This window comes from Streptomyces sp. (assembly GCF_019510245.1).
Classification (GTDB): Bacteria; Actinomycetota; Actinomycetes; order Streptomycetales; family Streptomycetaceae; genus Streptomyces.
This window is the reverse complement of sequence record NZ_JAEKKT010000186.1, coordinates 1-21,873: the sequence shown is the minus strand read 5'-3', so window position 1 is coordinate 21,873 and position 21,873 is coordinate 1. Positions and strand designations below refer to the sequence as shown.

Here is a 21,873-nt window from a genome sequence, read left to right as displayed (position 1 = left end):
CGGGAAGAGGAACGGGCAGCGGTTCAGGGCGTGGCGGAATCTGGCTTTACTTCTTCCAGGCGCGCCTTCGGCGCGCCGCCGGGGCGGCTTGTCGCACCCCGGCCCGGCATGCGGCCTTCGGCCGGTCCGGTCCGGGGCGCCGCCGCCCCGGCGGGCACCACGCGATCCCGGAGACGTGCGCCAGATCTAGCACGGCCCACCGTGCCCGCACACATCCCGGGGACCCTGGCCCGTGGCTCACAGCCTCCAGCAGCTCGCCTACCAACCCGCCCAAGCCCCCTCACCGACCAGCACAAGAATCTGTCCCAGGCGACATCAGGCAGACCCTCCCCCGCCCGAGGGGGCGTAGCGAGGTTCACCCTCCTGGGCGGGGGCCGACGGCCTACGAGGCTTTTAGGCAGCCACCATGGGGCGAGCCTCGAAGAACAGGGGGCCGATCGGGCTAATGCGGGCAGGTCCCAAAGACTGCCCGATCCGCCGGGGCAGCGTAAGGCCCCCTGTTCACTCGCCCCATGGCAGCTCCCGCCCAAAAGCCTCTACGGCCGGCGGCGTGCCCACAGCGCACCACCACCAGGGCGAAGGCCCGCCCCCGCCAGGGCTTCTCGGAGTCGGGGAAACCTCGATCAGCTACGACCGGCGGGGACGGGTGTCTAGGGGATCGCGGAGCCGGACGCGGCAGCGACGCCCAGCACGAAGCCGCATGAGCCCGAAACGGTGATGATGAACTGCGGTCCGGCGAAGCGGCCCAACCAGCTCAGCACGCGGCGCATCACGCGTGACGCCAGGTACGCCACGGACGGGTGATGATCTCGCGGAAGGTGTGGTGCGACGGGTTCTGCCCGCAGTGCCTCATCACCCAGCTCTGTCCGTTCGCGAAGTCCTTACTGCTGTCCGAGGACTCACCACACACCGCGCACTCCATCGCGTACACGGTCGGCTCCGCATCAGGCTCCCGGTCCGGCTCCAGCGTCCACGTCTCGTGACGGATGACCGAACGCGCGCTCACAGGCCCCGCGCCGTTCGCAGGTTGGCTGCCTTCACACCCGCGCTTAACCGCTCCTCACGCGTAGCCGGACGGATCTGCGCCAGGTCCGCTTCCCACTCGCGGCCACCGCCCACCGGGCGGAGCATCGCGTACGGCCCGGCTGTGCCCTGGTACTCACCCACCGTGCGCGTCGCCGGATCGTAGATCAGCTCTCCGCTCTCAGGGACGGCCGTCTCTGCTCTTCTGCCTTGAGTCGCCATGCCAATGACGCTACGTAGCAGAGTGAACACACCTCAATGGCACTTCGGCAGAGGGTCGGCCGGAAGTACCACACAGGGTCACACGGGCACTCCGATCGCATCGGCAAGGTCCCGCATCTCAGGTGTGAGCGTCCGCCGACGTGCGATCACCCGGTTGAAGATGTCCCGTGCGTACCGCTGATTCGGCAGCCACTGCGGAGCATCCGCACGAATGCCTTGCAAGACCTCAACCGTCTTCGCGTAGTCACGCGACCGGGCATGCGCCTCCGCAACGTCGAGGAGATGACGGTTGCGGTTGTTGGAGGTGGGCCGCATGCCACCCGTCGGGATGCGCGCCGAGAGCTTGAGCACCAGGTCGGGCTTGTCGACGATCATGGCGTTCTCCGCCCGCTTCAACGCCACTGTGACTGGCCCGAACGCCTGCAAGAAGTCATCACGGGGAGCGAACTCCCGGCCCATCGCGACCGCCGCCGAGTTCGCGTAGCGCAAGGCGTCTTCGGCCTCTCCGGACCGGTTGTCGCGGATCGCGGCAGCGGAGGCCCGCAGCAGCAGCCAGCCCCACGCGCTCAGCTCCGCAGGAGTCGCTCGCGAGATGCGAGGCTCCACCTCATCAGCCCACCGAGTCGCGAGCTCCCGCGCCTCAGCCAGTCGACCGCGCCGCAGCAGGAGCCAGCACTGTGTATTCACCGTCGCCGCCGCCTGGAGTCGGTCTGAAGACTCCTCCAGGGACCGGGACAGGGCGACGTCCGCCGCCCCGAACTGCCGTGTCTGGGTGAGCAACCAGCCTGTGAGCTGGGAGAGCCGGACGCGCACTGCTCGCCCCTCCGGGCCGCTCTCGGCGACGAGATCGGCGTCCCGCAGCAACGGCGGGAGGATCACGCTCAGCTCTGCGAACCGATCTCCGGAGAAGAGCGGGAGGGCCGATTCCAGGGCGTCCTGCACGCCGTTCACGGTCGGCTCTTCGGCCACCCCGTCCGCCTGGACAGGGGCCACGAGCGCGCGCCGGACGGCTTCCCACCGATCATCAGCCCCCGGTGCCGCTTCCGGCTCGTCCTCGTCCTCGTGTTCGGAGAGGAGGTTCGTCGTAGGTACCCGTAGCGCGTGGGCCAGTTGGCGCGCGGTCTCCAGGCGCGTGTCAGCACGCTCCCCTTGCTCCAGCTTCCTGATCAAGGACAGGGACACGCCGGACTCGCTCGCAAGCTGACGCTGCGTCATACCGCGTCGCTTGCGTACCTCCTGAAGCCGCTTGCCAATGTCGGCGCTCATGATTCGAGCGTACGGCTACGGTCGACCATCCGGGCGACCTTGCTGTACCTGTCGACCTTCGGGGGAGCCGTAGGCTTCATTTCAGGGGAAGAGGCCGCGAACCTGCTGGTCGAAAACATAGGGTGGAAGTGACAGAAGCATTCGTCACCCAGACCCCGAAGGACGTACCGTCCGACGTCCTCGGCCAGCTCGGCAACCGCGTCCAGCACGCGCTCAGGGCCTTCACCCCGGAGGACCAGAAGGCGCTGCGGGCCACCGTGCAGACCTTCCCGAAGTCGTCGTACGACCTCGAGGAGCTGCTCACAGGGCTCGGCATCGGCGAGGCCGTGGTGACCGTGCTCGGCGAGACGGGCGCCCCGACACCGGTGGCGGCGACCCGGCTGCGGGCCCCCGAGTCCCTGATGGGGCCGGTCGCCGCGGGCGGGGGCGGTGCGAGGGTCCGCCATCCACGGGCGTTATGCACAGGCTGTGGACCGGGAATCGGCGTACGAGAAGCTGCACCGGGCGCCGGCCGCCGAACCGGGGGCCCCGAAAGCGGCGAAGGCCGGGGCCGAGGAACCGTCGCTGGTCGAACAGGTGGTCAGCAGCGGGATGTTCAGGTCCCTCGCCCGGTCGGTGGGTACGCAACTCGGCCGTGAGATCACCCGGTCGCTGTTCGGTACGGCCCGCCGACGCCGGTGAGCCGGGCGCCCGCACGGGGCACCCGGCCCGGCTCCACGGGATCAACCGCGTTTCTGCTCCTGCGGCCGCGGCCGCGGCCTCGGCGGTTCGGCCGTCTTCGTCTCCGGCTTCGGCGTGCTGCGCACGGCTTCCGCGCGCAGCAGGGCGCGCAGGACCGCGTACGGGTCTGAGGACATGACTGTGTTCCTTGCGTAGAACTGACTGACCTGGGGGTGTGCGGAGGAGGCCGGTCGGTCAGCAGCGCAGGACCACGGTGCGCAGGAGGGGCGTGGCGTACGGCGGCCGCGGCGCCGTCGGGCGGGGACGGTGGCGGTCCGCGAGGCCGGCGGGCGCCGGGTCGGGGAGCGGCGCGGGGCACTGGGGTACGTCGGCGCGGTGGACGGTACGGGCGGGTGGCCGCAGCGGGATGTCGAGGACGTCGTGCTCGACGGTCTCCGCCGAGACGGCCGGGGCGGCTGCGGCGAGCGCCTCGGCCACCGTCGGGACACCGGCCAGCAGCAGGACGAGCAGCAGCACGAGCGCCCGCGGCCAGGCGGGGCCCGACCGCGGGCGACGTCCGGTCGGGACACCGCTGCTCATGCCGGTCATCTCCCCGCGGAGTGGCCGGTGTTCATCGCGCGGGGCCCGAGATCCGCTCGCTCGGCGTACCTGCGGGGCGCGAGGTTGACGAAGCGGACGGGGCGATGCCGACGGGGGCCTGCGCCTGTGGGGCCCGTGCGCACGGACCCCGCGGCGCTCGGGAAGCTCGGGCCGCTCGGGAAGGCCGGGCCGCTCGGGAAGGCCGGGCCGCTCGCGAAGCCTGCGCCGCTCACGAAGCCCGCGGCGCTGACAAAGGCCGGGCCGCTCATGAAGCCCGCGCCCATGAAGCCCGCGCCCGCGAGGTCCGCGTCCACGAGGCGGGCGCTCGCGAGGCCGGCGTTCGCGAGGCCGGCCTCGCGAGGCCGGCGTTCACAGGGTCTGCGGGATCTGCTTGGCGCGGCCGCGGATGCCGAACGCCGTGACGATCTCGACGATGCCGACGACGACCAGCCAGATACCGGCGACGAGGGTGAGCACCGCCACCGACTTGAACGGCGAGACGATCAGCACGACGCCGGCGATGAACGTGACGATCCCGAGGAAGATCTGCCAGCCCCGCGCCGGCATCCGGGCGTCGGAGATCGCGGCCATGGTCTGGGTGATCCCCCGGATCAGCCAGCCGATGCCGATCCACAGGGCGAGCAGCAGGATCGACTCCAGAGGGCCGCGGAAGCAGAAGAGGCCCAGCAGGATCATCAGCGCGCCGCTGATGAAGGCCAGCACGCGCAGTGAGGTGGCCCGGTGCGTGCCGAACGCCGCGATCAGCTGGAAGACGCCGGCGATCAGCAGGTAGACGCCGAAGAGCACGCCGGCGGCGAGCAGCGAGGCGCCGGGCCAGACGAGGACCAGGACGCCGAGGATCAGGGAGGCGATCCCGGTGAACAGGACGATCTGCCAGGCGGCCCGGGAGAGGGCGTGCAGCGGTCCCTCGAAGGGCGGTTCGGGCTCATGCCGAGCGGTGCCGGTGGCGTGCGCCTTCCGGTCGTCGTCGGCGGGGCCGGTGCTGGGGGGCTCGGTCATGGTTCCAGCTGAGACCGGGGGTGGTGGACGTGCCAGCAGGGAGAGGCTGATCGGATGACGCCCCGGAGACCCCGGACGCGCTGCCCGCCGCGCCTACGGCTTGGCGCCACCCTTCGCGGCCTTCGCCGCCGCCTTCATCTCCTGCTTGTGGGCCCGCACCTTGGCCAGGGACTCGGGCCCGGTGATGTCGGCCACCGAGCGGTACGCCGCAGCCTCCCCGTACGCCCCGGCCGCCTCCCGCCATCCCCTCGGCGTCACCCCGAGCTGCTTGCCCAGCAGTGCCAGGAAGATCTGCGCCTTCTGCTTCCCGAACCCGGGCAGTTCCTGGAGCCGCGAGAGAAGCTCCGCCCCGCTGTCGACGTCACGCCAGATGCCCTCGGCGTCACCGTCGTAGTGCTCGACGAGGTACTGGCACAGCTGCTGGATTCTCTTCGCCATGGAGCCGGGGTACCGGTGCACGGCCGGTTTCTCGGAGAGCAGCGCGGCGAACGCCTCCGGGTCCTGGGCGGCGATCTCGTGGGCGTCCAGGTCGTCCGTGCCCATGCGCCTGGCGATGGTCGCCGGCCCCTTGAACGCCCACTCCATCGGCACCTGCTGGTCGAGCAGCATGCCGGTGAGCGCGGCGAGCCTGCTGCGGCTGAGGAACCGGTCGGCCTCAGGGTCCTGGGCGAGATGCAGGGCGGGGGAGTCGGCGTTGGCGTCCATGGCTCGATGATCCCGCGCCGGGACCGCCACCGCGCGCTCGCCGCCGCCCGCTGCCCCGGCCTCCTCGGCCCTCCCGCCCCTCACGTACGATTCCTTCGCGATCGACTTAGGTAAGGCTAACCTCATGCAAGGAGGTCACGGGTGGCCATCGAGACGTACCGCGACGCCTGGGGCATCCCGCATCTGCGGGCGTCCGACGCCCTCGAACTCGCCCGCGCGCAGGGCCGGGTCACCGCCCGGGACCGGGCCTGGCAGCTGGAGGTGGAACGGCACCGCGCGCAGGGCACGTCGGCGTCCTTCCTCGGCGCCCCGGCCGTCGCCTGGGACGTCTTCGCCCGCAGGGCCCGCCTGGCGGACACGGCCAGACGCTGCTTCGAGGCGCTGGAGAGACGTGACCCGGAGACGGCGCAGTGGATACGGGCGTACGTGGCCGGTGTCGACGAGGGCCTGCCGGCGGGAGCCGCCCGCACACCCGAGTTCGCCCGCACCGGTCTGGCCCCCGGCACCTGGGAGCCCTGGTATCCGCTGGGCGTCTGGCTGGCCACCCACATCCTGTTCGCCGGCTTCCCGGCCAAGCTGTGGCGCGAGGAGGCGGTACGGCACCTGGGCGAGGAGGCGATCCCGCTGTTCGCCACGGACGGCCCGGGCACCTCCGGCAGCAACGGCTGGCTCCTCGCCGGCTCCCGCACCACCACCGGCCGGGCCCTGCTCGCCGGCGATCCCCACCGTTTCATCGAAGCGCCGGGGGTCTACCAGCAGATCCGCCTCTCCTGCCCCGAGTTCGACGTCATCGGCCTGGCGGTCCCGGGCGTCCCCGGCATCGCCCACTTCGCCCACACGGGCACGGTCGCCTGGTCCATCACCAACGCGATGGCCGACTACCAGGACCTCTACCGCGAGCGCCTGCGCCGCACGGCAACCGGGGGCGTGGAGGCCCTCGCCCCCGACGGCACCTGGACCCCAGCCGACCACCACACGGAAACCATCGAGGTCTCCGGCAACCCCCCGATACAGATCGAGGTACTCGAAACCCCCCGGGGCCCGGTCATCACCGACTACCCGCCGACCGCCACCGCGCCCCCTCCGGCAGCCACCACCGACGCTCAGCCCTCACAACTCCCCGACCACGAACGCCGCGCGCCTACGCCCGCCCGATCCGACCGGCTCCCCACCGCCCCCACTCCGGCAGCCGCCGACGGCGCTCAGCCCCCGCAGGGGCCACCCGCACCCGACCACGAAACCGTCACGGGTGGTGCGGGTGGGAAAACGTCCGCCGACGGCGGAGCCGAGGCGTTGGTGCTCAGGTATCCGCCTCGGGTCACCGAAGACCTCGGCTTCAGCGCCCTCCTCCCCCTTCTCCGCGCCCGCGACGTCGCCGACGTCGACCGTGCCTTCGACGCCTGGGCCGAGCCCGTCAACGTCGTGCAGGCCGCCGACACCGACGGCGGTCTCCTCCACCGCGTCGCCGGCCGCGTCCCCGTGCGCTCCGACACCAACCGCACCCGCCTCGCCCCCGCCTGGCTCCCCGGCCACGACTGGCAGGGCTGGCACGAGATGCCGTACGGCGACCTCACCGACGACGTGGCCGTGATGGCGAACCAGCGCGGCCCGGCCACCCCTCTCGGCGTCGAGTTCGCCCCGCCCCACCGGGCCGACCGCATCCGCGCCCTCCTCGACGAGCGCCGCACGTGGTCCGCCGCCGACCTGCCGGCGATCCACACCGACACCCACCTCGCCTCCGCCACCCCTCTCCTCGACCACCTGGCCGCCCTCGACGACCTCACCCCGGGGGCCGCCGACCTCCGCGACCGCCTCCTCGCCTGGGACCGCCGGATGGACGCCGACAGCACCGGCGCCGCCGCCTACGCGGCCGTACGCTCCGCCGTCGTACGGCGCCTCGCCGCCCACCCCGCCTTCGCCGCGCTCGCCGGACCCCAGGACCGCCCCGAGGTCCTGCTGCCCTGGCTGGCGCTCACGCCCCGCGTCGGCCTCGCCCTCGAACACCTCCTGAGGGCGGAGGAGTTGTACGGCGTCGACCGCCCCGCCGCCGTCCGCGCGGCAGTGGAGGAGGTCGCGGCCGCCCCGCCCACCGGGACCTGGGGCGACACCCACCGCCTCGCCCCCTGGCAGGCGCTGCCCGAGCCGTCGTACGACGGACCGGCCCTGTCCGGCGACCACGACTGCGTGCTGTGCACCTCCGCCGTCCCCGGCCTCACCGACCGCTCCGCGCGCGGCCCGGCCGCCCGCTACGTCTGGGACCTGGCCCGCCGCGACGACAGCCTCTGGGTGGTCCCGCTCGGCGCGGACGGCGTCCCCGGCGCACCCCACCACAGCGACCAACTCCCCTTGTGGCTCAAGGGAGAACTGGCCCCGGTCGTCACCGACTGGGCCCGGCTGGAACGCGTAGACCCCACGGAGGACACCGATGGCTGAGCACCACCCCGTCTTCGAGCACACCCTCGTCGGCTTCGGCACCGTCCGGCTCCGCCCCCTCGACCCCGAGCGCGACGCGGCCGTCGTCCACGCCTGGGTCGATGCGGAACGCGCCGTCTTCTGGGGCATGACCGGACTCACCCGCTCCCAGGTCGCGGAGATCTACGCCCACATGGCGACCCTCGACACCCACCACGCCTTCCTCGCCGAGAAGGACGGCACTCCGGTCGGGCTCCTCCAGACGTACGAGCCGGAGGCGGACCGGGTGAGCGAGTGCTACGACGTCCGCCCTGGCGACATCGGCGTCCACGTCCTGCTCGCCCCGGCCGGACCCGAGGGCCCCCGCCGCGGTTGGACGAAGGCCCTGCTGACCGCCTTCACGGCGTATGTCCTGCGCGCCCCCGACCGCCACCGCATCGTCGTGGACCCCGACGTCCGCAACGAGAAGGCGATCGCCCGCTTCCGGCGCCAGGGCTTCGAACTCGGCCCGGCCGTCGTTCTCCCGGAGGTCGACGTCCCCGACGTCCACCTGCCCGAGAAACACGCTCAACTGGCTTTTCTCACCCGGCCGGTAGCCTTCCCGCATGTCCTCCCCGATGCCGAGTCCGAGTCCGAGCCCGCGCCCGAGGCCGACCCCCGATGACCTCGTCGCCCATTACGGCCTGGAGCCGATCCCCCGTGAGGGCGGCCTGTTCCGGGAGACCTGGTCCGGTCCCGCACGCGCCGACGGCCGCCCCGAGGGAACCGCGATCGTGGTCCTCCTCACCGCCCACGACTACTCGGCCCTGCACCGCCTCCCCACCGACGAGATCTGGCACTTCTACCTGGGCGATCCGCTGGAACTCCTGCTCCTCGCCCCCGACGGCACCACCCGCGCCCCCGTCCTCGGCCCCGACCTCCTGGGCGGCCAGCACATCCAGCTGACCGTCCCGGCCGGCACCTGGATGGGCGCCCGGGTGGCGGCCCCGGGAGCCTGGACCCTCTTCGGCTGCACCATGGCCCCCGGATTCACCTTCGAGGGGTACGAACACGGGAACGCGGCCCAGCTCACGGCGCGTTACCCGTCCGAAGCCGCCCGCATCACGGAACTCTGCCGTCCATGACGAACCACCTCTTGGCAGCACAGACCGCCCTGGTCACGGGCGCGAGCGGCAATATCGGCCGGGCCATCGCCCGCCGCCTGGCGGAGGAGGGCGCGGCGGTGGCCGTGCACTGCCACACGGCAGTAGAGGCGGCGCAGGAGGCGGCCTCGGAGATCGTGGCCCTCGGCGGCAGGGCGACGGTCGTACGGGGAGACCTGAGCGACGAGGCGACCTGCCACCGCGTCGTCCGGGAGGCCGCGGAGTGGGGCGGCGGACGGCTGACGGCCCTGGTCAACAACGCGGCCGTGCAGCCCGTCCAGCCCTTGCCCGGCATGACCGCGGCCGACTGGCGCGCGGTCGTCGACACCGACCTCACCAGCGTCTTCGCCTGCACCCAGGCCGCCGCCGAGATCATGCGCGGCCTGCCCGGCGGCGGCACGGTCACCCACATCGCCTCCATCGAGGCGACCCACCCGGCCGCCGGCCACGCCCACTACAGCACGGCGAAGGCGGCGGTCGTCATGCACGCGAGGGCGGCGGCCCTGGAGTACGGCCGCTTGGGCATCCGCGTCAACTCCGTCTCCCCGGGCCTGATCGACCGGGAAGGTCTGGCGGAGGCCTGGCCGGAGGGCGTGCGGAGATGGCAGGAGGCGGTGCCCGCGGGCCGGCTGGGCAGCGCGGAGGACGTGGCCAACGCGGTGGTCTTCCTGGCCTCACCGCTCGCGTCCTGGATCACGGGCCACGATCTGGTGGTCGACGGCGGGGTGTCAGCGCGCCCGACATGGTGACTTCTCCAGCGCCCGAACGGGAGCGCCCCGAAAGGGAGGCTGGGGTACCCCCGGCCGAAGGCTGGGGGAGGAACCGCGCGACGGCCCCCACCGACCCGCAGACGAAATGAGTGCCGACCACCTCCCGTCCGTATGACACATGAACGCGTGTTTCCGAACTCAGGACGGTGACGTGGGCGAAGAACACGGCCAGCAGCCAAAGCCGACCAGGCACAGGGCTCTGCGGGCGCTCACTCTGCTCGGCGCCCTCCTCGCCGCCCTCCTCCTCGCGTCGGCCGCCCCCGCCTCCGCGCACGCCGCCCTGCGCGGCAGCGACCCCGCGGACGGCGCCGTACTCAAGTCGTCGCCTGAATCCGTCACCCTCACCTTCACCGAGGCCGTCGGCCTGCTCGACGACTCCTTCCGGGTGTACGACCCCACCAACCACCGGGTGGACACCAGCGAGGCCGAACACGGCCCGGCCGGTTCGGACACCGCCCGGATCACCTTCCCGAAGAAGCTGGGCACCGGCACGTTCACCGTGGCGTGGCGGGTCGTCTCGGCGGACAGCCACCCCGTCTCCGGCGCCCTCACCTTCTCCGTGGGCAAACCGTCGGCGACCACCGCGACCGTCTCCACCGACCCGGTCGAGAACCCGCTCACCGGCAGCCTCTACAACATCGGCCGCTACGTCGCGTACCTCGCCATGGCCCTGCTGACAGGCGCCGTCGCCTTCATGGCCCTCTGCCGTCCGCCGGACCCCGCCGCCCTCCGCACACCGGTCCGCGCGGCCTGGTGGGCCCTTCTCGCCGCCACCCTCTTCCTGTTCGTCCTGCGCGCCCCGTACGAGGAGGGCACCTCCCCGGCAGCCGCCTTCGACCTCTCCGCGCTCGCCAGGTCCGCGACCGGCCGCCCCGGTCTGGCCCTGCTGGCCAGGGTGGCCCTGCTGGCGCTCATCGCAGCCCTCCACCTCGTCCTCCGCAAGCGCATGGGCGGGGCCCGCCCGTCCCGCCCGCTGCTGGCCACGGCCGCGGCCATCTCCGTCGCCCTGGCGCTGACCTGGGCGGCGGCGGAACACGCCTCGGCCGGTATCCAGGTCCCGCTGGCGATGACGTCGTCGGTCCTGCACCTCCTGTCGATGGCGCTCTGGCTGGGCGGCCTCACGGCCCTCCTGATCACCCTGCAGCGCTCCGCAACGCCGCTGCCCGCCGTCGTCGTCGCCCGCTTCTCCCGCGTGGCCTTCGCCTCGGTGACGATCCTCGTCGTCACCGGCGTCTACCAGTCCTGGCGCGGCCTCGGCTCCTGGCAGGCCCTCACCGACACCTCGTACGGCCGGCTCCTGCTCCTCAAACTCGCCGCGGTGACCCTGCTGCTGGCGGCCGCCTCGCAGTCCCGCCGCTGGACGGCGAAACTGGCGCCGGCCGCGGCCGTGACGGCCCCCGACCGCGTCCCGCTGCCGGTCGGCGCCCCGGCGGACCTGCCGGACGCACAGGCCGCGGAGGTGTCCCCGGCTTCCGGCGAACTGTCCGGTCCCGGCGAACCGCCGGCTGCCGGTGAACCGCCTGCCGCCACCTCCGCCGGCCGCCACCAGGCCGCCCTGCGCCGTTCGGTCCTCGCCGAAGTGGCCGTCGGCGTCGCCGTCCTGGGCATCACCACGATCCTCACCGGCACCCTGCCCGGCCGGGCCGCGGCCGAGGCGGCCGCGTCGGGAACGGTGTCGGACACGGTCGGCATCGCCGCGACCTCGGTCGCCACGGTCCCCTTCGACGTCGGCACACCCAACGGCCACGGCAAGGTGCAGATCACCCTGGACCCGGGCCGGGTCGGCAAGAACTCCGTGCAGGCGGTCGTCTTCGGGCCCGACGACGGCATCTCCACCGTCCCCGAACTCCGCCTGTCCTTCACCCTCGCCGCCCAGAAGGTCGGCCCGCTCCCCGCCAACGTGACCGACCGGGGCGGCTATTGGGCGGCCGACTCGGTCAACCTCCCCATCGCGGGCGAGTGGACGATGACGGTGACGGTACGGGTGTCCGACCTGGACCAGGTGACGGTGACGAAGAAGGTGCGGATCGCCGCCTAGCGCCCAGCCGCGGCCGCGCCCGCCGTGCCGGTCCGCCTCGTCCCCGACCGGCATGGCCGGGAGGGAGGCGACGGTGAGGCCGTCGCGGTACGGTCCCGCTGCTCAGGCGCCCACGGTCCCGTCGACGCCCTCGCGCAGGAAGTCGGCGTGCCCGTTGTGCCGGCCGTACTCCAGCAGCACGTGCAGCATCACCATCCGCAGCGACACCTCCTCCTCCCACCTCGGCTGGTATCCGGCCTGGTCCAGGGAGCCGGCCGCGCGCTCGATCCGGCGCGAGGTCTCCACCTCCGCCTCCCAGGCGGCGAACGCCTCCGCCCTGGTCGACTCGCTCGCGTCGTAGGCCGCCTGGAAGTCGATCTCGTCGGACCACACCAGGGGCGCGTCCTTGTCCTCGAACACCCGGCGGAACCAGGCGCGCTCCACCTCCGCCATGTGCCGCACCAGGCCGAGCAGCGACAACGTGGACGGCGGCATGGACTGCCGCCGCAGCTCCTCGTCGCTGAGCCCTTCGCACTTCATCGCGAGGGTCGCGCGGTGGTAGTCGAGGAAAGCCCGCAGCATGTCGCGTTCACTGCCGAAGTTGGGCGGTCCCGTGCGGTCGTCGCTGGTCACTGGCCGTACTCCTCGTCCGTCTCGCTCATGCGGTGCGCCATGCACCGAGCAGCTCCCGGGACCGTACGCGGCCCGGACCCGACGGAACAGCCTATTTGTCCTTGCCGTTGCCCTGGCCGCCGTTCGCCTGGCTGTTCCCGGGGGTGCTCCTGGCGGAGGAGCCGGTGTCGCCCTGCGAGCCGTTGGCTGAGTTCGCGGCACCCTTGGCGGACTTGCCGGAGCCGGTCGAACCGCTCGGTGCGGCCGTCGCCCCGGTCAGCTGGCCGGAGCAGTAGGCGGCGACCCGGTCCTCGCCGCCGGCGGCCGCGACGAGGCGCTGCCAGGCCGTCGAGTCGAGCGCTTTGCCATGGCCCTGGACCTGTTCGTAGGCGCGGCAGTGGGCTTCGGTGTCCTGGGCGGTGGCGGGCCGGTCCGTCGGCCGCACGCTGCCGGAGGACGGTGACGGCCCCGCGTCGCCCGGCCGGTCCGGGGCGGCCGACGACGGGTGCGCGGTGCCCCGGCCGGTGCCGGGACCGGTGCCTTCGGTGGAGGAGCCGACGGAGCCGACGGCCGCGACCGCCACACCGCCCAGGGCGAGGCCGGCGAACACCACGCCGAACGTCAGCTTCACCGGGCGGCGCGCCCGCCGCTTCTCCACCGGCCGCCAGTCGTCCCGGCGCCGGGTGCGGGCCCGGTGTGCGCCCGCGGAGTGGGCGGCCCGGAAGGCGGCCACGGCCCGCTGTTCGGCGTCGGGGGCGGGGTCGTCGGCGCGGATGGCGGTCCCGAGGACCGTCTCCAGGAGGTCGGCGGCATGCGCGTCCGCGTGGCCGGACAGGGCATCGCCGGTCTGCGCACGCCGACGGCCTGGTGCTCCGCCGCCGGTCAGCCGCTCGCTCATGTCCGTTCCCGTTCCTTGTCCGACCGTTCCGTTTTCGTGTGCGCTCTCGTGCGGTGCGCTTTCGTACGGTGTGTTGTCGTTCGGTGCGCCGAGCCTGGTGCCTTTCCGCCGGCCGCCGTCACCGTCGTTGTTCATGTCGACTCCCCCAGCGCGCGGGAAGCCCCATCCGTCACACCCTCCTCCGCGTCACCGCCGATGCCCAGCTGACGCGCGAGGCGTTTCAGGCCCCGGTGGGTCGCGGTGCGCACCGCTCCCGGGCGCTTGCCCAGCACCCGTGCGGCGGCGGGACCGTCCAGACCGACGACGACCCGCAGCAGCACGGCCTCGGCCTGGTCCCGCGGAAGTCCGCGGACCAGTTCCAGGGCCCGCTCGGTGGAGATGGACTCCAGGGCCTGGTCGGGTGTGCTGTGCGGGCCGGCCAGGTCCAGCACGTCCAGCTCGGTGCCGGCCGCCTGGGGCCGCACGCGCCGGCGACGCAGATGGTCCAGCGCCCGGTGCCGGGCGATGGTCGCGGTCCAGCCGCGGAAACCGGCCCCGTCGCCCTTGAAGCGGCCGATGTCGCGGGCTATCTCCAGCCAGGCGTCGGACGCCACGTCCTCCGCGTCGTCGCCGACGATTCCGCGGAGGTAGCCGAGCAGGTTCGGCTGCACGATCCGATAGGCGGCCGCGAAGGCGGCCTCGTCGCCCTCCTGGGCCCGCGCGACAGCAGCGCCCAGATCCCCGTCGTACTCCTGTACGCGCCGGGGTTGCCGTACCTGGCCCAAGATTGCCCTCGTTCGCACCGATCACAGCCGAGTCCACGCCGCCCGTCGCGTTCCGGTCGCGTCGACGGCCCCATGGTGACCAGCGTGCGCACGCACAGAAGTGTCACAACGTCTCAGGAGCCTCACAGGAGTCTCGCCGGATGATGCGGTCGGAGCGTCAACCGGCGGGGCCCTGCCGGTGATGCTTCCGCTCCCCCGTGCGCTCCTCCTTGCATGAGTGAGTACCTCCGCCTGCGGGCGGTTCCGGCCCCGGCCCTGCGCAACAGTCCGGCCTGGCTCGAACGGCTCTTCACCAGCACCGCCGGGACCGTCCTGTCCCAGGCGGGGCGGCTCTGCGAGGACGCGCTGGACAAGTGCCGCCCGGACCAGGAGTGCGTCTACGCCGGCGCCTCCCCGCACGGCCCTGACGTGGTGCTCGGCGGGCGCCCCGTGTTCCGCGCCGGCCGGCACGGTCCCCCGCTGCTGGTGCTGACGGCTGCCCGGACCCGCGGGGTGGCCGGTTTCCTGACCACCGCCGACTTCGACGAGCTCTGGGACACCGCTCGCGACACCCTGCTGCCCCGCTTCGGAGGCGAGAGCGCGGAACCCGAGGCGCGGCGGGTGTTCGCCGAGGCGCACCGGGAACTGACGGCGTTCTACGCCCACACGGCCGAACACGGGGACGCGGTGGTGAAGTGGCCGGCCGAGGCGTGAAGGGCGGACGGGGAACCGGTGGCTGTCCGAGGGGGGAGGTGTAACAGTTTCGGCCACTCGCGCTCTGTCCCTGCGGACGGCCATGTCGGTCGTCGGCCAGGACAGGGGCGGGACGCGTGCAGGTGACGGACGAAAGCGGCAGGGCGTGCGGCGAGGAGTCGTACGGCGGTGCCGGGTACGGGGACGCCCACGGGGACTCTGCCCACGGTGACGTCATCACCGTGCCGCCCCCGGACCAGGACGTGCCGGAGAACGATCCGGTGCGCCCCGTCTTCGTGGACGCCTCGGGCCGCCGCCAGCGCCGTGTGCGCCGCGCCGCGCTGCTGCTGGTGATCCCGGCCGCCTGCTACGTCGCCCTGCTCGTCAGCACGGTCCTGGGCGGCCCCACCATCAGCGCCCCGTTCGTCCCGGTGCCGGAGACCCCGCACCCGGCCCGGCCGCACGCGACCGCCCCCGACACCCCGTCCGGTTCCGGCCGGGCAGCGGGCAGCGCGAGCTCCGGTGAGGCGTACGCCGGCTCCCGTCCCGGTGCGCGGCGGACGGGCTCGACCACCGCCGTGATCGCGCCCGGGGCCACCGCGGCGCCGACCGGAACCGCCGCCCCGGACGCCACCGCCTCCGCGGAGCCCGGCGCAACCACCACGACGAGCACGCCCACCGGCACACCCACGAGCTCACCCGCCACCTCCACCACCCCTGCCGCCCTCACCCCCGCGCACTCCGCCAAGGGACGCACCATCGCCTCGTCCCACAAGCCCGTGAAGTGATCCAAGGCCCTCCTGACGTGACCGATCGCCGAAGCCGTACCGCTCCGCGCCGCCCGAGCGGCCGTACCCGAACCCGCCGGATCACCCCCCGCACCCACTGGCTGCTGCTGTCCGTGCTCGTGGTGACCCTGTCGGCCGCCCTGCTGCTGCAGGGGTACACCCACCACATGTTCGGGATCACCTCGGACGACGTGACGGGCCCCAGGGGCCGGGCCGACACGGTGCCCGGCCGGGTGGCCCACGGCGGCCCGGTGATCGCGGACGCCGCCGGCGCCCCGCACACCGCCCACCCGAAGGCCCGCACCATCGCCCTCACCTTCGACGACGGCCCCGACCCCGTCTGGACGCCGCGCATCCTCGACGTGCTGCGCCGCAACCACGTGCGGGCGACCTTCTTCGTCGTCGGCACCGAGGTCGTGGACCATCCGGACCTGGTGCGCCGGATCGTCGCCGACGGCCACCAGATCGGCATCCACACCTTCACCCACCCCGACCTGTCCCGGCTCGCCCCGTGGCAGCGTTCGCTTGAGCTGCGCGAGACCCAGCTCGCCGTGGCCGGCGCGGCCGGGGTCACCACCGCGCTGCTGAGGCCGCCGTACTCCTCGGAGAACGACGCGCTGAACGACGCGGACTGGTCGGTCCTCGAGCAGGCGGGCGCGGCCGGGTACGTCACGGTGCTCACCACCCAGGACGCCCAGGACTGGCAGCGCCCCGGTACGGGCCGCATCGTCGCGAACGCGACACCGCACGGCACGGCCGGGCAGATCCTGCTGATGCACGACGGCGGCGGCGACCGCGCGCAGACCGTCGCCGCACTGAACACCCTGATCCCCCGGCTCAAGGCGCGGGGCTTCCGGTTCGCGACCGTCGGCGCCGCGGTCGGCATGGCCGGCCCGGTCCAGCGCGCCGGACTGGGCGACCACCTCCAGGGAATGGCCCTCATTGGCCTGCTGCGGGCCGGTGACTGGGTCGTACGACTGTTGGGCGTACTCATGTTCGCGGCCGGTGCGGTCAGTGCCCTGCGCGCGGCGGTCGTGCTGTTCGCGGCCCGCCGCCACCGGCGACTGCGCAAGGGGCACCGGGCCGAGCCCTGGGGAGCGCCGGTCACCGAACGGGTCAGCGTCATCGTTCCCGCGTACAACGAGAGCGCCGGCATCGAGGCGGCCGTACGCTCCCTGCTCGCCTCGGACCACCCGGTCGAGATCATCGTGGTGGACGACGGCTCCACCGACGGCACCGCCGACCTCGTGGAGTCCCTCGGGCTGCCGGGGGTGCGGGTGATACGGCAGGAGAACGCGGGCAAGCCCGCCGCCCTCAACACCGGGCTCGCCGCGGCCACCTGCGACCTGGTGGTCATGGTCGACGGCGACACGGTCTTCGAGCCCGACACCGTCCGCACGATCGTCCAGCCCTTCGCCGACCCGCGCACGGGCGCCGTCTCGGGCAACGCCAAGGTCGTCAACCGCGGTGGCCTGCTGGGCCGTTGGCAGCACATCGAGTACGTGGTCGGCTTCAACCTCGACCGCCGCCTGTTCGACCTCGCCGAGTGCATGCCGACCGTGCCCGGCGCGGTCGGCGCCTTCCGCCGCCGCGCGCTGCTCGCCCTCGGCGGCGTCAGCGACGCCACCCTCGCCGAGGACACCGACCTCACGATGGCACTGTGCCGGGTCGGCTGGCGGGTGGTGTACGAGGAGCGGGCGGTGGCCTGGACCGAGGCGCCCGCCTCCCTGGGCGCCCTGTGGCGGCAGCGGTACCGCTGGTGCTACGGCACCCTCCAGGCGATGTGGAAGCACCGCGGCGCCCTGGTCCAGGGCGGCGCCGCCGGCAAGCTCGGCCGCCGGGGCCTGGGCTACCTCCTCCTCTTCCAGGTCCTGCTGCCGCTGCTCGCCCCCGTCGTCGACGTCTTCGCCGTCTACGGCCTGTTCTTCCTCGACCCGCTCCGGATCACCGCCCTGTGGCTCGCCTTCCTGCTGCTGCAACTCCTGATGGCCCTGTACGCGTTCCGCCTGGACGGCGAACGCCCGGGCCCGCTGTGGAGCCTGCCGCTGCAGCAGTTCGTCTACCGCCAGCTGATGTACCTCGTGGTCATCCAGTCCGTCTTCACCGCGGTGTCGGGCTCCCGCCTCCGCTGGCAGCGCATGGAACGCTACGGCAGCCTCCAGGCCCCGGTCCCGCCCTCGTCCCCGGTCCCGGCGGCGGCCCAGTCGCCGGGCGAGCAGCGGGCGTCGTAGGAGAGCCCAGAACTGAGACCAGGGTGCCGGGTCACACCTGCTTGACGACGATGGTGTCCGGGAGGAGCTTCTGCAGGTCGTCTGCGTCCGACCAACGCTGCCGGACGCCCCTGGCCGTCCATGAGCTCTTGGATCGCGGCGAGGATCGCTTCCGCAGCACGGGCGCCGTCGCGGCCAACCTCGCAATCCTCATGTAGCTGGCCGTGGTAGGCCCGGAGGCTCAGGATCGTCGCTTCATGCTGGTTGGCGCCGAAGGCCGGTGCCGGTGAGGCAGCCGTCGAGGATGTCGGGGCGGTACTGAAGCTGGCGCAGGCCGCGTCGGACGGCGGTGATCAGGTCGTTCGGATCGGAGAAGGCACGGTTGGCTGTGGTGGTGCGCCGCAGGACGGACCAAATGCCTTCGACCGGGTCGAGGTCTGGTGAGTAGGGCGGCAGCTGGAAGACGGTGAGCCAGTCGCGGTCGGCGATGTAGCGGCGCATTCCGGCAGTCAGGTGGGTGTTCAAGTTGATGCCCCTACGTTCGTCAAGCTGTGGTTATCAAGGTCGCTGAAGTATCAGGCTGCTGGTGTCGGGTGATCATGTCGGCGCGGATCAGGGAGTACGCCTCGCGGGCTGCGTAGCGTTTCAGGCAGTGCATGACCTCGCGTTTTCCCTTTCCTTCGGCGGTGCGTCGCTCCAAGTAGAGGCGGGTGCGCTCGTCTTGTCGCATGCGGGTGACCACGATGCGGTGCAGAGCGGCGTTGGCTTGCCTGTCTCCGCCGCGGTTGAGCCGACGGCGTTGGGTCTTCCGTGAGGACTTCTCGACAGGACTGACACCGCACAGGGCGGCGAAGGATGCCTCGCTGGCCAGCCGTTCCGGGTTGTCCCCTGCGGTGATCAGTAGAGCCGCCGCGCTGTCCGGTCCGATCCCGAGCTGCTCCAGGAGGCTGGGTGCAGTAGCCCGGACCGCTATGGTCATCCGCCGTCCGAGCTCGGTGGCTTCTTGCCGAAGCTGCACGACGCGCTGTGCCAGCAGCCGCAGCGTGAAGATCGCTGTGTCGGCTGCCGGGTTGCCCTCGCGGGTGTCGGCCAGGTCTGCGCATCGGCGGACCAGTACCGAAGTCGAGAGCGGTTCCAGCTCCTCGCGAAGGGTACAGGGAGCGTTGACCAGTACGGCCTTGAGCTGGTTGAGCGCTTGGGTGCGGGCTTTGCCCGCGGGGTTCTTCGCCAGCCGGAGCATACGCGGCGCTTCCACGTGCCCGTCGCCGTTCTTCGGTAGCGCCCGTGCGATGCCGGACAGCACGGCCCGGGCGGCCTCCTCGGCGTCGACGGCGTCGGTTTTGCCGCGGCGGCGCCGGGTGGATCGGTCGGGTTGGTTAACCTCCACGACGGGAACCTGCTGGGTCGCGAGGTAGCGGGGCAGGCCCGCACCCTAGGAGCCGGTGCTCTCCACCCCAGCCCGCAGATCCGTCCCGCACTGGCGTGCCCAGTCGAGGAGGTGGCGGTAGCCGGCCGCGGTGGCCGGGAACTCCCGCTGCTCAGCAGCCTGCCCAGGTGGTCAAGGACAGCAGCGACGTGGACGTCCTTGTGGGTGTCGACGCCGAGCACCACCACGCGCGGCTCGGCCGCGGCCTCGACAGCGTGGACAGCAGGAAAGGCAGCAGGCATGCCGAGGGTGGTCGCGGTGCTCCTGTTCGACGACGTACCGATAGTTAGCGCCGGTCGGCGGAGCGGTCAGGACTGTGACGGTGCCTTCGAGGCCAAGGCCCCTAATCCTGTGTGAAGACGCTCCTGGAACCCCCGATTGGGTTTCCGGGGTGCGGACGTGGCAGACACCTGGATCCCCCCGGGCCTGTGAGGCCTTCTCAAAGAGCGGTGCTGTCACGTGGTGGGTTTCGCGGTGGTCGCGTGGGCGCCGGGCCAATCCTTGAAAGGCCCCTGGCCCGTTGAGGCCTCCCAATAGAGCAGGCCGCCCGGCGTCTTCGGGCCGCCGCGAAACCCACCGTTGATCGTCGTTCGTTGCCGTCGCGGTGCGAGCCCGCTCCAGGGCGACCTCTTCTTGATCTCCGCGAGCCGTGAGCTCTGGCGCAGACAGAGGCCCCTGGGGTGCGCTGGCGTCGCGAACGGCTACTGAGATGGCGGACCGTCAGAGTCCTGGGATTAGGGCGCCGCGTGACCCGCATGTGCTCGTGACCTGCGGAAACGAGAAGAGTTGGGAGACTGATTTGAGGATCTTCTGTGGCATCGACTGGGCCGAGTCACATCATGACCTCGCCTTGGTCGACGAGGCCGGCGAGCTGCTGGCCAAGCGCCGGATCAGTGACGACGCGGCCGGCTACCGCCTGCTGCTGGACCTGCTCGCCGAGCACGGCGACAGTCCAGAGGAGCCCATCCCGGTCGCCATCGAGACCAGTCGAGGCCTGCTCGTGGCTGCCCTGCGTACGGGCACCCGGAAGGTGTTCGCGATCAACCCGCTCGCCGCGTCCCGCTACCGCGACCGCCACGGCGTCTCGCGCAAGAAGTCTGATCCGGGCGACGCCCTGGTCCTGGCGAACATCCTCCGGACCGACATGGTCATGCACCGCCCCCTGCCGGCCGACTCCGATCAGGGCCGGGCCGTCGCTGTCCGGGCCCACGTCCAGCAGGACGCCGTCTGGAACCGCCAACAGCTTGGCAACCAGATCCGCTCCCACCTGCGCGAGTACTACCCCGCCGCGCTGGCCGCCTTCCAAAGCAGGCCCGGAGGCCTGGCCCGGCCGGACGCCCGCGCCGTCCTCTCAACCGCTCCCACCCCCGCCAGGGCAGCTAGGCTCTCGCTCGCCCAGCTGCGGGCCGCTCTCAAGCGCGGCGGCAGACAGCGGGGCATCGACGCCGAGGCCGAGCGACTGCGCGACGTCCTGCGGGCCGACCACGCCCACCAACCGCAAGCCGTCGAGGAAGCCTTCAGCCACCAACTCCTCGCCCTGCTCAAGCAGTTCGACTCTGCCTGCCAGGCAAGCGACGACCTGGCCCAAGCTACGGAGGCAGCATTCCGCGAGCACCCGGACGCCGAGATACTCCTCAGTTTCCCCGGCCTCGGCCCCCAGCTCGGCGCCCGCGTCCTGGCAGAGATCGGCGACGACCGCAACCGCTTCGCCGACGACCGCGGCCTCAAGGCCTACGCCGGCTCCGCACCCATCACCCGCGCCTCCGGCAAGAAGCACCACGTCGGCAGGCGCATGGTGAAGAACAACCGGCTCATGCACGCGGGCTTCCTCTGGGCCTTCTCCTCACTCCAGGCATCGCCCGGAGCAGACGCCCACTACCGCCGCCGACGCGAACACGGAGACTGGCACGCCGCCGCCCAACGCAACCTCCTGAACCGCATGCTCGGCCAACTCCACCACTGCCTGCAACACCGGATCCACTTCGACGAAGAACGTGCCTTCACCACGCCCCTCGCGTCATCAACCACAGCTGCCACTTGACTCCTTAGCTCACTGAGATGTCTATCGGGACACGCTCCGCCGGCCCGGTGCCGGTGCGTGTCGCTCCGGCACCGGCCACAAGGCACAAGCGGCCAGTGAGAGTAGGGGTCAAGCCGTGGCCAGAACGACACGACCACCATCCTCACAGTGGGAGTAGTCGGCGCGGCTGTCGCCGGTCCGGTCGCACTTGGCAAGGGTGCTGTCTAACAGGACGTAGTCGGCCGTGCAGGCGTGGGCGGTGCCGATCGGGATAACGAAGCTGGGCCGCGAGCTGCGCGAGCGTGATGTGCTGGCGCAGGTAGACCAGGGCGATCAGGGCGTGCTGGTGGGGGCGGAGCTTGCAGCGTCGGTAGCCCTCGCGGGTGATGGTGAGCATGGTGCCCCCTTGAGGATGGTGGTGGTCCGGGGGACTGGGTGTAGCTGATGGTGACCTGCTGTTGATGGCTCCGAGTGAGTGGCTGCCCGGTTCTCCGGGACGCTCCGGCCGCTGATACGAAAATCCCCCATCGGTGCTGGTCACAGCAGTTCATGTGGCCTGTACGGGTTGGAGGGTGACCTGGTAGCCGAGGTGGTTGAGCTGGCTGACGAGGCGGCGGGTAGCTCGGGTCTTGCCCGTGCGTTCGAG

At 72.2% G+C, this 21,873-nt stretch carries 19 protein-coding genes and 4 pseudogenes; 11 read left to right on the top strand and 12 right to left on the bottom strand.

Going from position 1 to position 21,873, the window contains the following annotated elements:
* Nucleotides 1-650: 650 nt before the first annotated feature.
* Nucleotides 651-794 (bottom strand): hypothetical protein, encoded by a 144-nt coding sequence (locus JF597_RS37480; protein WP_294006415.1) that lies wholly within the window; start codon nucleotides 792-794, stop codon nucleotides 651-653.
* A gap of 9 nt (nucleotides 795-803) precedes the next feature.
* Between JF597_RS37480 and JF597_RS37475 the strand changes: the two genes are divergently transcribed.
* Entirely contained in the window at nucleotides 804-983 is a 180-nt protein-coding gene (locus JF597_RS37475) for a hypothetical protein (protein WP_294006413.1), read from the top strand.
* Between the two features lie 340 nt (nucleotides 984-1,323).
* Here the strand turns inward: JF597_RS37475 and JF597_RS37470 are convergent, their stop codons facing one another.
* On the bottom strand, nucleotides 1,324-2,511 hold the full coding sequence (locus tag JF597_RS37470) for a helix-turn-helix transcriptional regulator (protein WP_294006411.1): 1,188 nt from the start codon (nucleotides 2,509-2,511) through the stop codon (nucleotides 1,324-1,326).
* Nucleotides 2,512-2,651: 140 nt separating this feature from the next.
* Here JF597_RS37470 and JF597_RS37465 point away from each other — a divergent pair.
* Nucleotides 2,652-3,192, top strand: a pseudogene (locus JF597_RS37465) (helicase HerA-like domain-containing protein); the annotation flags it as partial.
* A 41-nt stretch (nucleotides 3,193-3,233) separates the two neighbouring features.
* Here JF597_RS37465 and JF597_RS37460 read toward each other — a convergent pair.
* The 4 genes from JF597_RS37460 to JF597_RS37445 all read right to left on the bottom strand — a co-directional run bounded on the left by JF597_RS37460 (nucleotide 3,234) and on the right by JF597_RS37445 (nucleotide 5,496).
* A complete protein-coding gene (locus tag JF597_RS37460; RefSeq protein ID WP_294006409.1) occupies nucleotides 3,234-3,368 on the bottom strand; it encodes a hypothetical protein in 135 nt (44 codons plus the stop codon).
* Between the two features lie 58 nt (nucleotides 3,369-3,426).
* Nucleotides 3,427-3,771 carry a hypothetical protein gene (locus tag JF597_RS37455; RefSeq protein WP_294006407.1) on the bottom strand — a complete coding sequence of 115 codons (345 nt, stop codon included), beginning with the start codon at nucleotides 3,769-3,771 and terminating at the stop codon, nucleotides 3,427-3,429.
* Between the two features lie 369 nt (nucleotides 3,772-4,140).
* Entirely contained in the window at nucleotides 4,141-4,791 is a 651-nt protein-coding gene (locus JF597_RS37450) for an HdeD family acid-resistance protein (protein ID WP_294006405.1), read from the bottom strand.
* 93 nt (nucleotides 4,792-4,884) lie between these two features.
* Complete coding sequence (locus JF597_RS37445; protein WP_294006532.1) at nucleotides 4,885-5,496, bottom strand: HhH-GPD-type base excision DNA repair protein; 612 nt, start codon at nucleotides 5,494-5,496, stop codon at nucleotides 4,885-4,887.
* A 141-nt stretch (nucleotides 5,497-5,637) separates the two neighbouring features.
* Here JF597_RS37445 and JF597_RS37440 point away from each other — a divergent pair, with 141 nt between their 5' ends.
* From JF597_RS37440 to JF597_RS37420, 5 genes are all read left to right on the top strand, one after another.
* Complete coding sequence (locus JF597_RS37440) at nucleotides 5,638-7,929, top strand: penicillin acylase family protein (protein WP_294006403.1); 2,292 nt, start codon at nucleotides 5,638-5,640, stop codon at nucleotides 7,927-7,929.
* Complete coding sequence (locus JF597_RS37435; protein ID WP_294006402.1) at nucleotides 7,922-8,572, top strand: GNAT family N-acetyltransferase; 651 nt, start codon at nucleotides 7,922-7,924, stop codon at nucleotides 8,570-8,572. The genes JF597_RS37440 and JF597_RS37435 overlap by 8 nt, the downstream gene beginning before the upstream one ends.
* Entirely contained in the window at nucleotides 8,526-9,032 is a 507-nt protein-coding gene (locus JF597_RS37430) for a cupin domain-containing protein (RefSeq protein ID WP_294006400.1), read from the top strand. Before JF597_RS37435 ends, JF597_RS37430 begins: the two co-directional genes overlap by 47 nt.
* Nucleotides 9,029-9,799 (top strand): SDR family NAD(P)-dependent oxidoreductase, encoded by a 771-nt coding sequence (locus JF597_RS37425; protein ID WP_294006398.1) that lies wholly within the window; start codon nucleotides 9,029-9,031, stop codon nucleotides 9,797-9,799. Before JF597_RS37430 ends, JF597_RS37425 begins: the two co-directional genes overlap by 4 nt.
* Before the next feature lie 235 nt (nucleotides 9,800-10,034).
* Entirely contained in the window at nucleotides 10,035-11,858 is a 1,824-nt protein-coding gene (locus JF597_RS37420) for a copper resistance protein CopC (protein WP_294006529.1), read from the top strand.
* A gap of 102 nt (nucleotides 11,859-11,960) precedes the next feature.
* Here JF597_RS37420 and JF597_RS37415 read toward each other — a convergent pair whose 3' ends face one another.
* From JF597_RS37415 to JF597_RS37405, 3 genes are all read right to left on the bottom strand, one after another.
* Nucleotides 11,961-12,470: a DinB family protein gene (locus JF597_RS37415; RefSeq protein ID WP_294006396.1), complete on the bottom strand. Its 510-nt coding sequence runs from the start codon at nucleotides 12,468-12,470 to the stop codon at nucleotides 11,961-11,963.
* Nucleotides 12,471-12,561: 91 nt separating this feature from the next.
* Complete coding sequence (locus tag JF597_RS37410; protein ID WP_294006394.1) at nucleotides 12,562-13,347, bottom strand: hypothetical protein; 786 nt, start codon at nucleotides 13,345-13,347, stop codon at nucleotides 12,562-12,564.
* A gap of 131 nt (nucleotides 13,348-13,478) precedes the next feature.
* Nucleotides 13,479-14,111 (bottom strand): RNA polymerase sigma factor, encoded by a 633-nt coding sequence (locus JF597_RS37405; RefSeq protein WP_294006392.1) that lies wholly within the window; start codon nucleotides 14,109-14,111, stop codon nucleotides 13,479-13,481.
* Between the two features lie 213 nt (nucleotides 14,112-14,324).
* Here JF597_RS37405 and JF597_RS37400 point away from each other — a divergent pair, with 213 nt between their 5' ends.
* The 3 genes from JF597_RS37400 to JF597_RS37390 all read left to right on the top strand — a co-directional run bounded on the left by JF597_RS37400 (nucleotide 14,325) and on the right by JF597_RS37390 (nucleotide 17,802).
* Nucleotides 14,325-14,804 carry a DUF1877 family protein gene (locus JF597_RS37400; protein WP_294006390.1) on the top strand — a complete coding sequence of 160 codons (480 nt, stop codon included), beginning with the start codon at nucleotides 14,325-14,327 and terminating at the stop codon, nucleotides 14,802-14,804.
* A 122-nt stretch (nucleotides 14,805-14,926) separates the two neighbouring features.
* Complete coding sequence (locus tag JF597_RS37395) at nucleotides 14,927-15,571, top strand: hypothetical protein (RefSeq protein ID WP_294006388.1); 645 nt, start codon at nucleotides 14,927-14,929, stop codon at nucleotides 15,569-15,571.
* Between the two features lie 17 nt (nucleotides 15,572-15,588).
* On the top strand, nucleotides 15,589-17,802 hold the full coding sequence (locus tag JF597_RS37390; RefSeq protein ID WP_294006386.1) for a bifunctional polysaccharide deacetylase/glycosyltransferase family 2 protein: 2,214 nt from the start codon (nucleotides 15,589-15,591) through the stop codon (nucleotides 17,800-17,802).
* A gap of 234 nt (nucleotides 17,803-18,036) precedes the next feature.
* On the opposite strand, the pseudogene JF597_RS37385 reads toward JF597_RS37390, so the two are convergent.
* Nucleotides 18,037-18,309 (bottom strand): annotated as a pseudogene (locus tag JF597_RS37385) (transposase); the annotation flags it as partial.
* Between the two features lie 16 nt (nucleotides 18,310-18,325).
* Nucleotides 18,326-19,449: pseudogene (locus JF597_RS37380) on the bottom strand (IS110 family transposase).
* Nucleotides 19,450-20,006: 557 nt separating this feature from the next.
* On the opposite strand from JF597_RS37380, the gene JF597_RS37375 reads away from it, so the two are divergent.
* Nucleotides 20,007-21,248, top strand: a complete 1,242-nt coding sequence (locus tag JF597_RS37375; RefSeq protein WP_294006382.1) for an IS110 family transposase — start codon at nucleotides 20,007-20,009, stop codon at nucleotides 21,246-21,248.
* A gap of 150 nt (nucleotides 21,249-21,398) precedes the next feature.
* Here the strand turns inward: JF597_RS37375 and JF597_RS37370 are convergent.
* Nucleotides 21,399-21,624, bottom strand: a pseudogene (locus tag JF597_RS37370) (transposase family protein); the annotation flags it as partial.
* Nucleotides 21,625-21,873 lie beyond the last annotated feature (249 nt).

Bases quoted from the DNA above. Each gene is read 5' to 3' on its own strand.
- JF597_RS37475 (WP_294006413.1), top strand. From the start codon at position 804: ATGATCTCGCGGAAGGTGTGGTGCGACGGGTTCTGCCCGCAGTGCCTC.
- JF597_RS37470 (WP_294006411.1), bottom strand. From the start codon at position 2,511: ATGAGCGCCGACATTGGCAAGCGGCTTCAGGAGGTACGCAAGCGACGC.
- JF597_RS37460 (WP_294006409.1), bottom strand. From the start codon at position 3,368: ATGTCCTCAGACCCGTACGCGGTCCTGCGCGCCCTGCTGCGCGCGGAA.
- JF597_RS37455 (WP_294006407.1), bottom strand. From the start codon at position 3,771: ATGAGCAGCGGTGTCCCGACCGGACGTCGCCCGCGGTCGGGCCCCGCC.
- JF597_RS37450 (WP_294006405.1), bottom strand. From the start codon at position 4,791: ATGACCGAGCCCCCCAGCACCGGCCCCGCCGACGACGACCGGAAGGCG.
- JF597_RS37445 (WP_294006532.1), bottom strand. From the start codon at position 5,496: ATGGACGCCAACGCCGACTCCCCCGCCCTGCATCTCGCCCAGGACCCT.
- JF597_RS37435 (WP_294006402.1), top strand. From the start codon at position 7,922: ATGGCTGAGCACCACCCCGTCTTCGAGCACACCCTCGTCGGCTTCGGC.
- JF597_RS37430 (WP_294006400.1), top strand. From the start codon at position 8,526: ATGCCGAGTCCGAGTCCGAGCCCGCGCCCGAGGCCGACCCCCGATGAC.
- JF597_RS37425 (WP_294006398.1), top strand. From the start codon at position 9,029: ATGACGAACCACCTCTTGGCAGCACAGACCGCCCTGGTCACGGGCGCG.
- JF597_RS37410 (WP_294006394.1), bottom strand. From the start codon at position 13,347: ATGAGCGAGCGGCTGACCGGCGGCGGAGCACCAGGCCGTCGGCGTGCG.
- JF597_RS37400 (WP_294006390.1), top strand. From the start codon at position 14,325: ATGAGTGAGTACCTCCGCCTGCGGGCGGTTCCGGCCCCGGCCCTGCGC.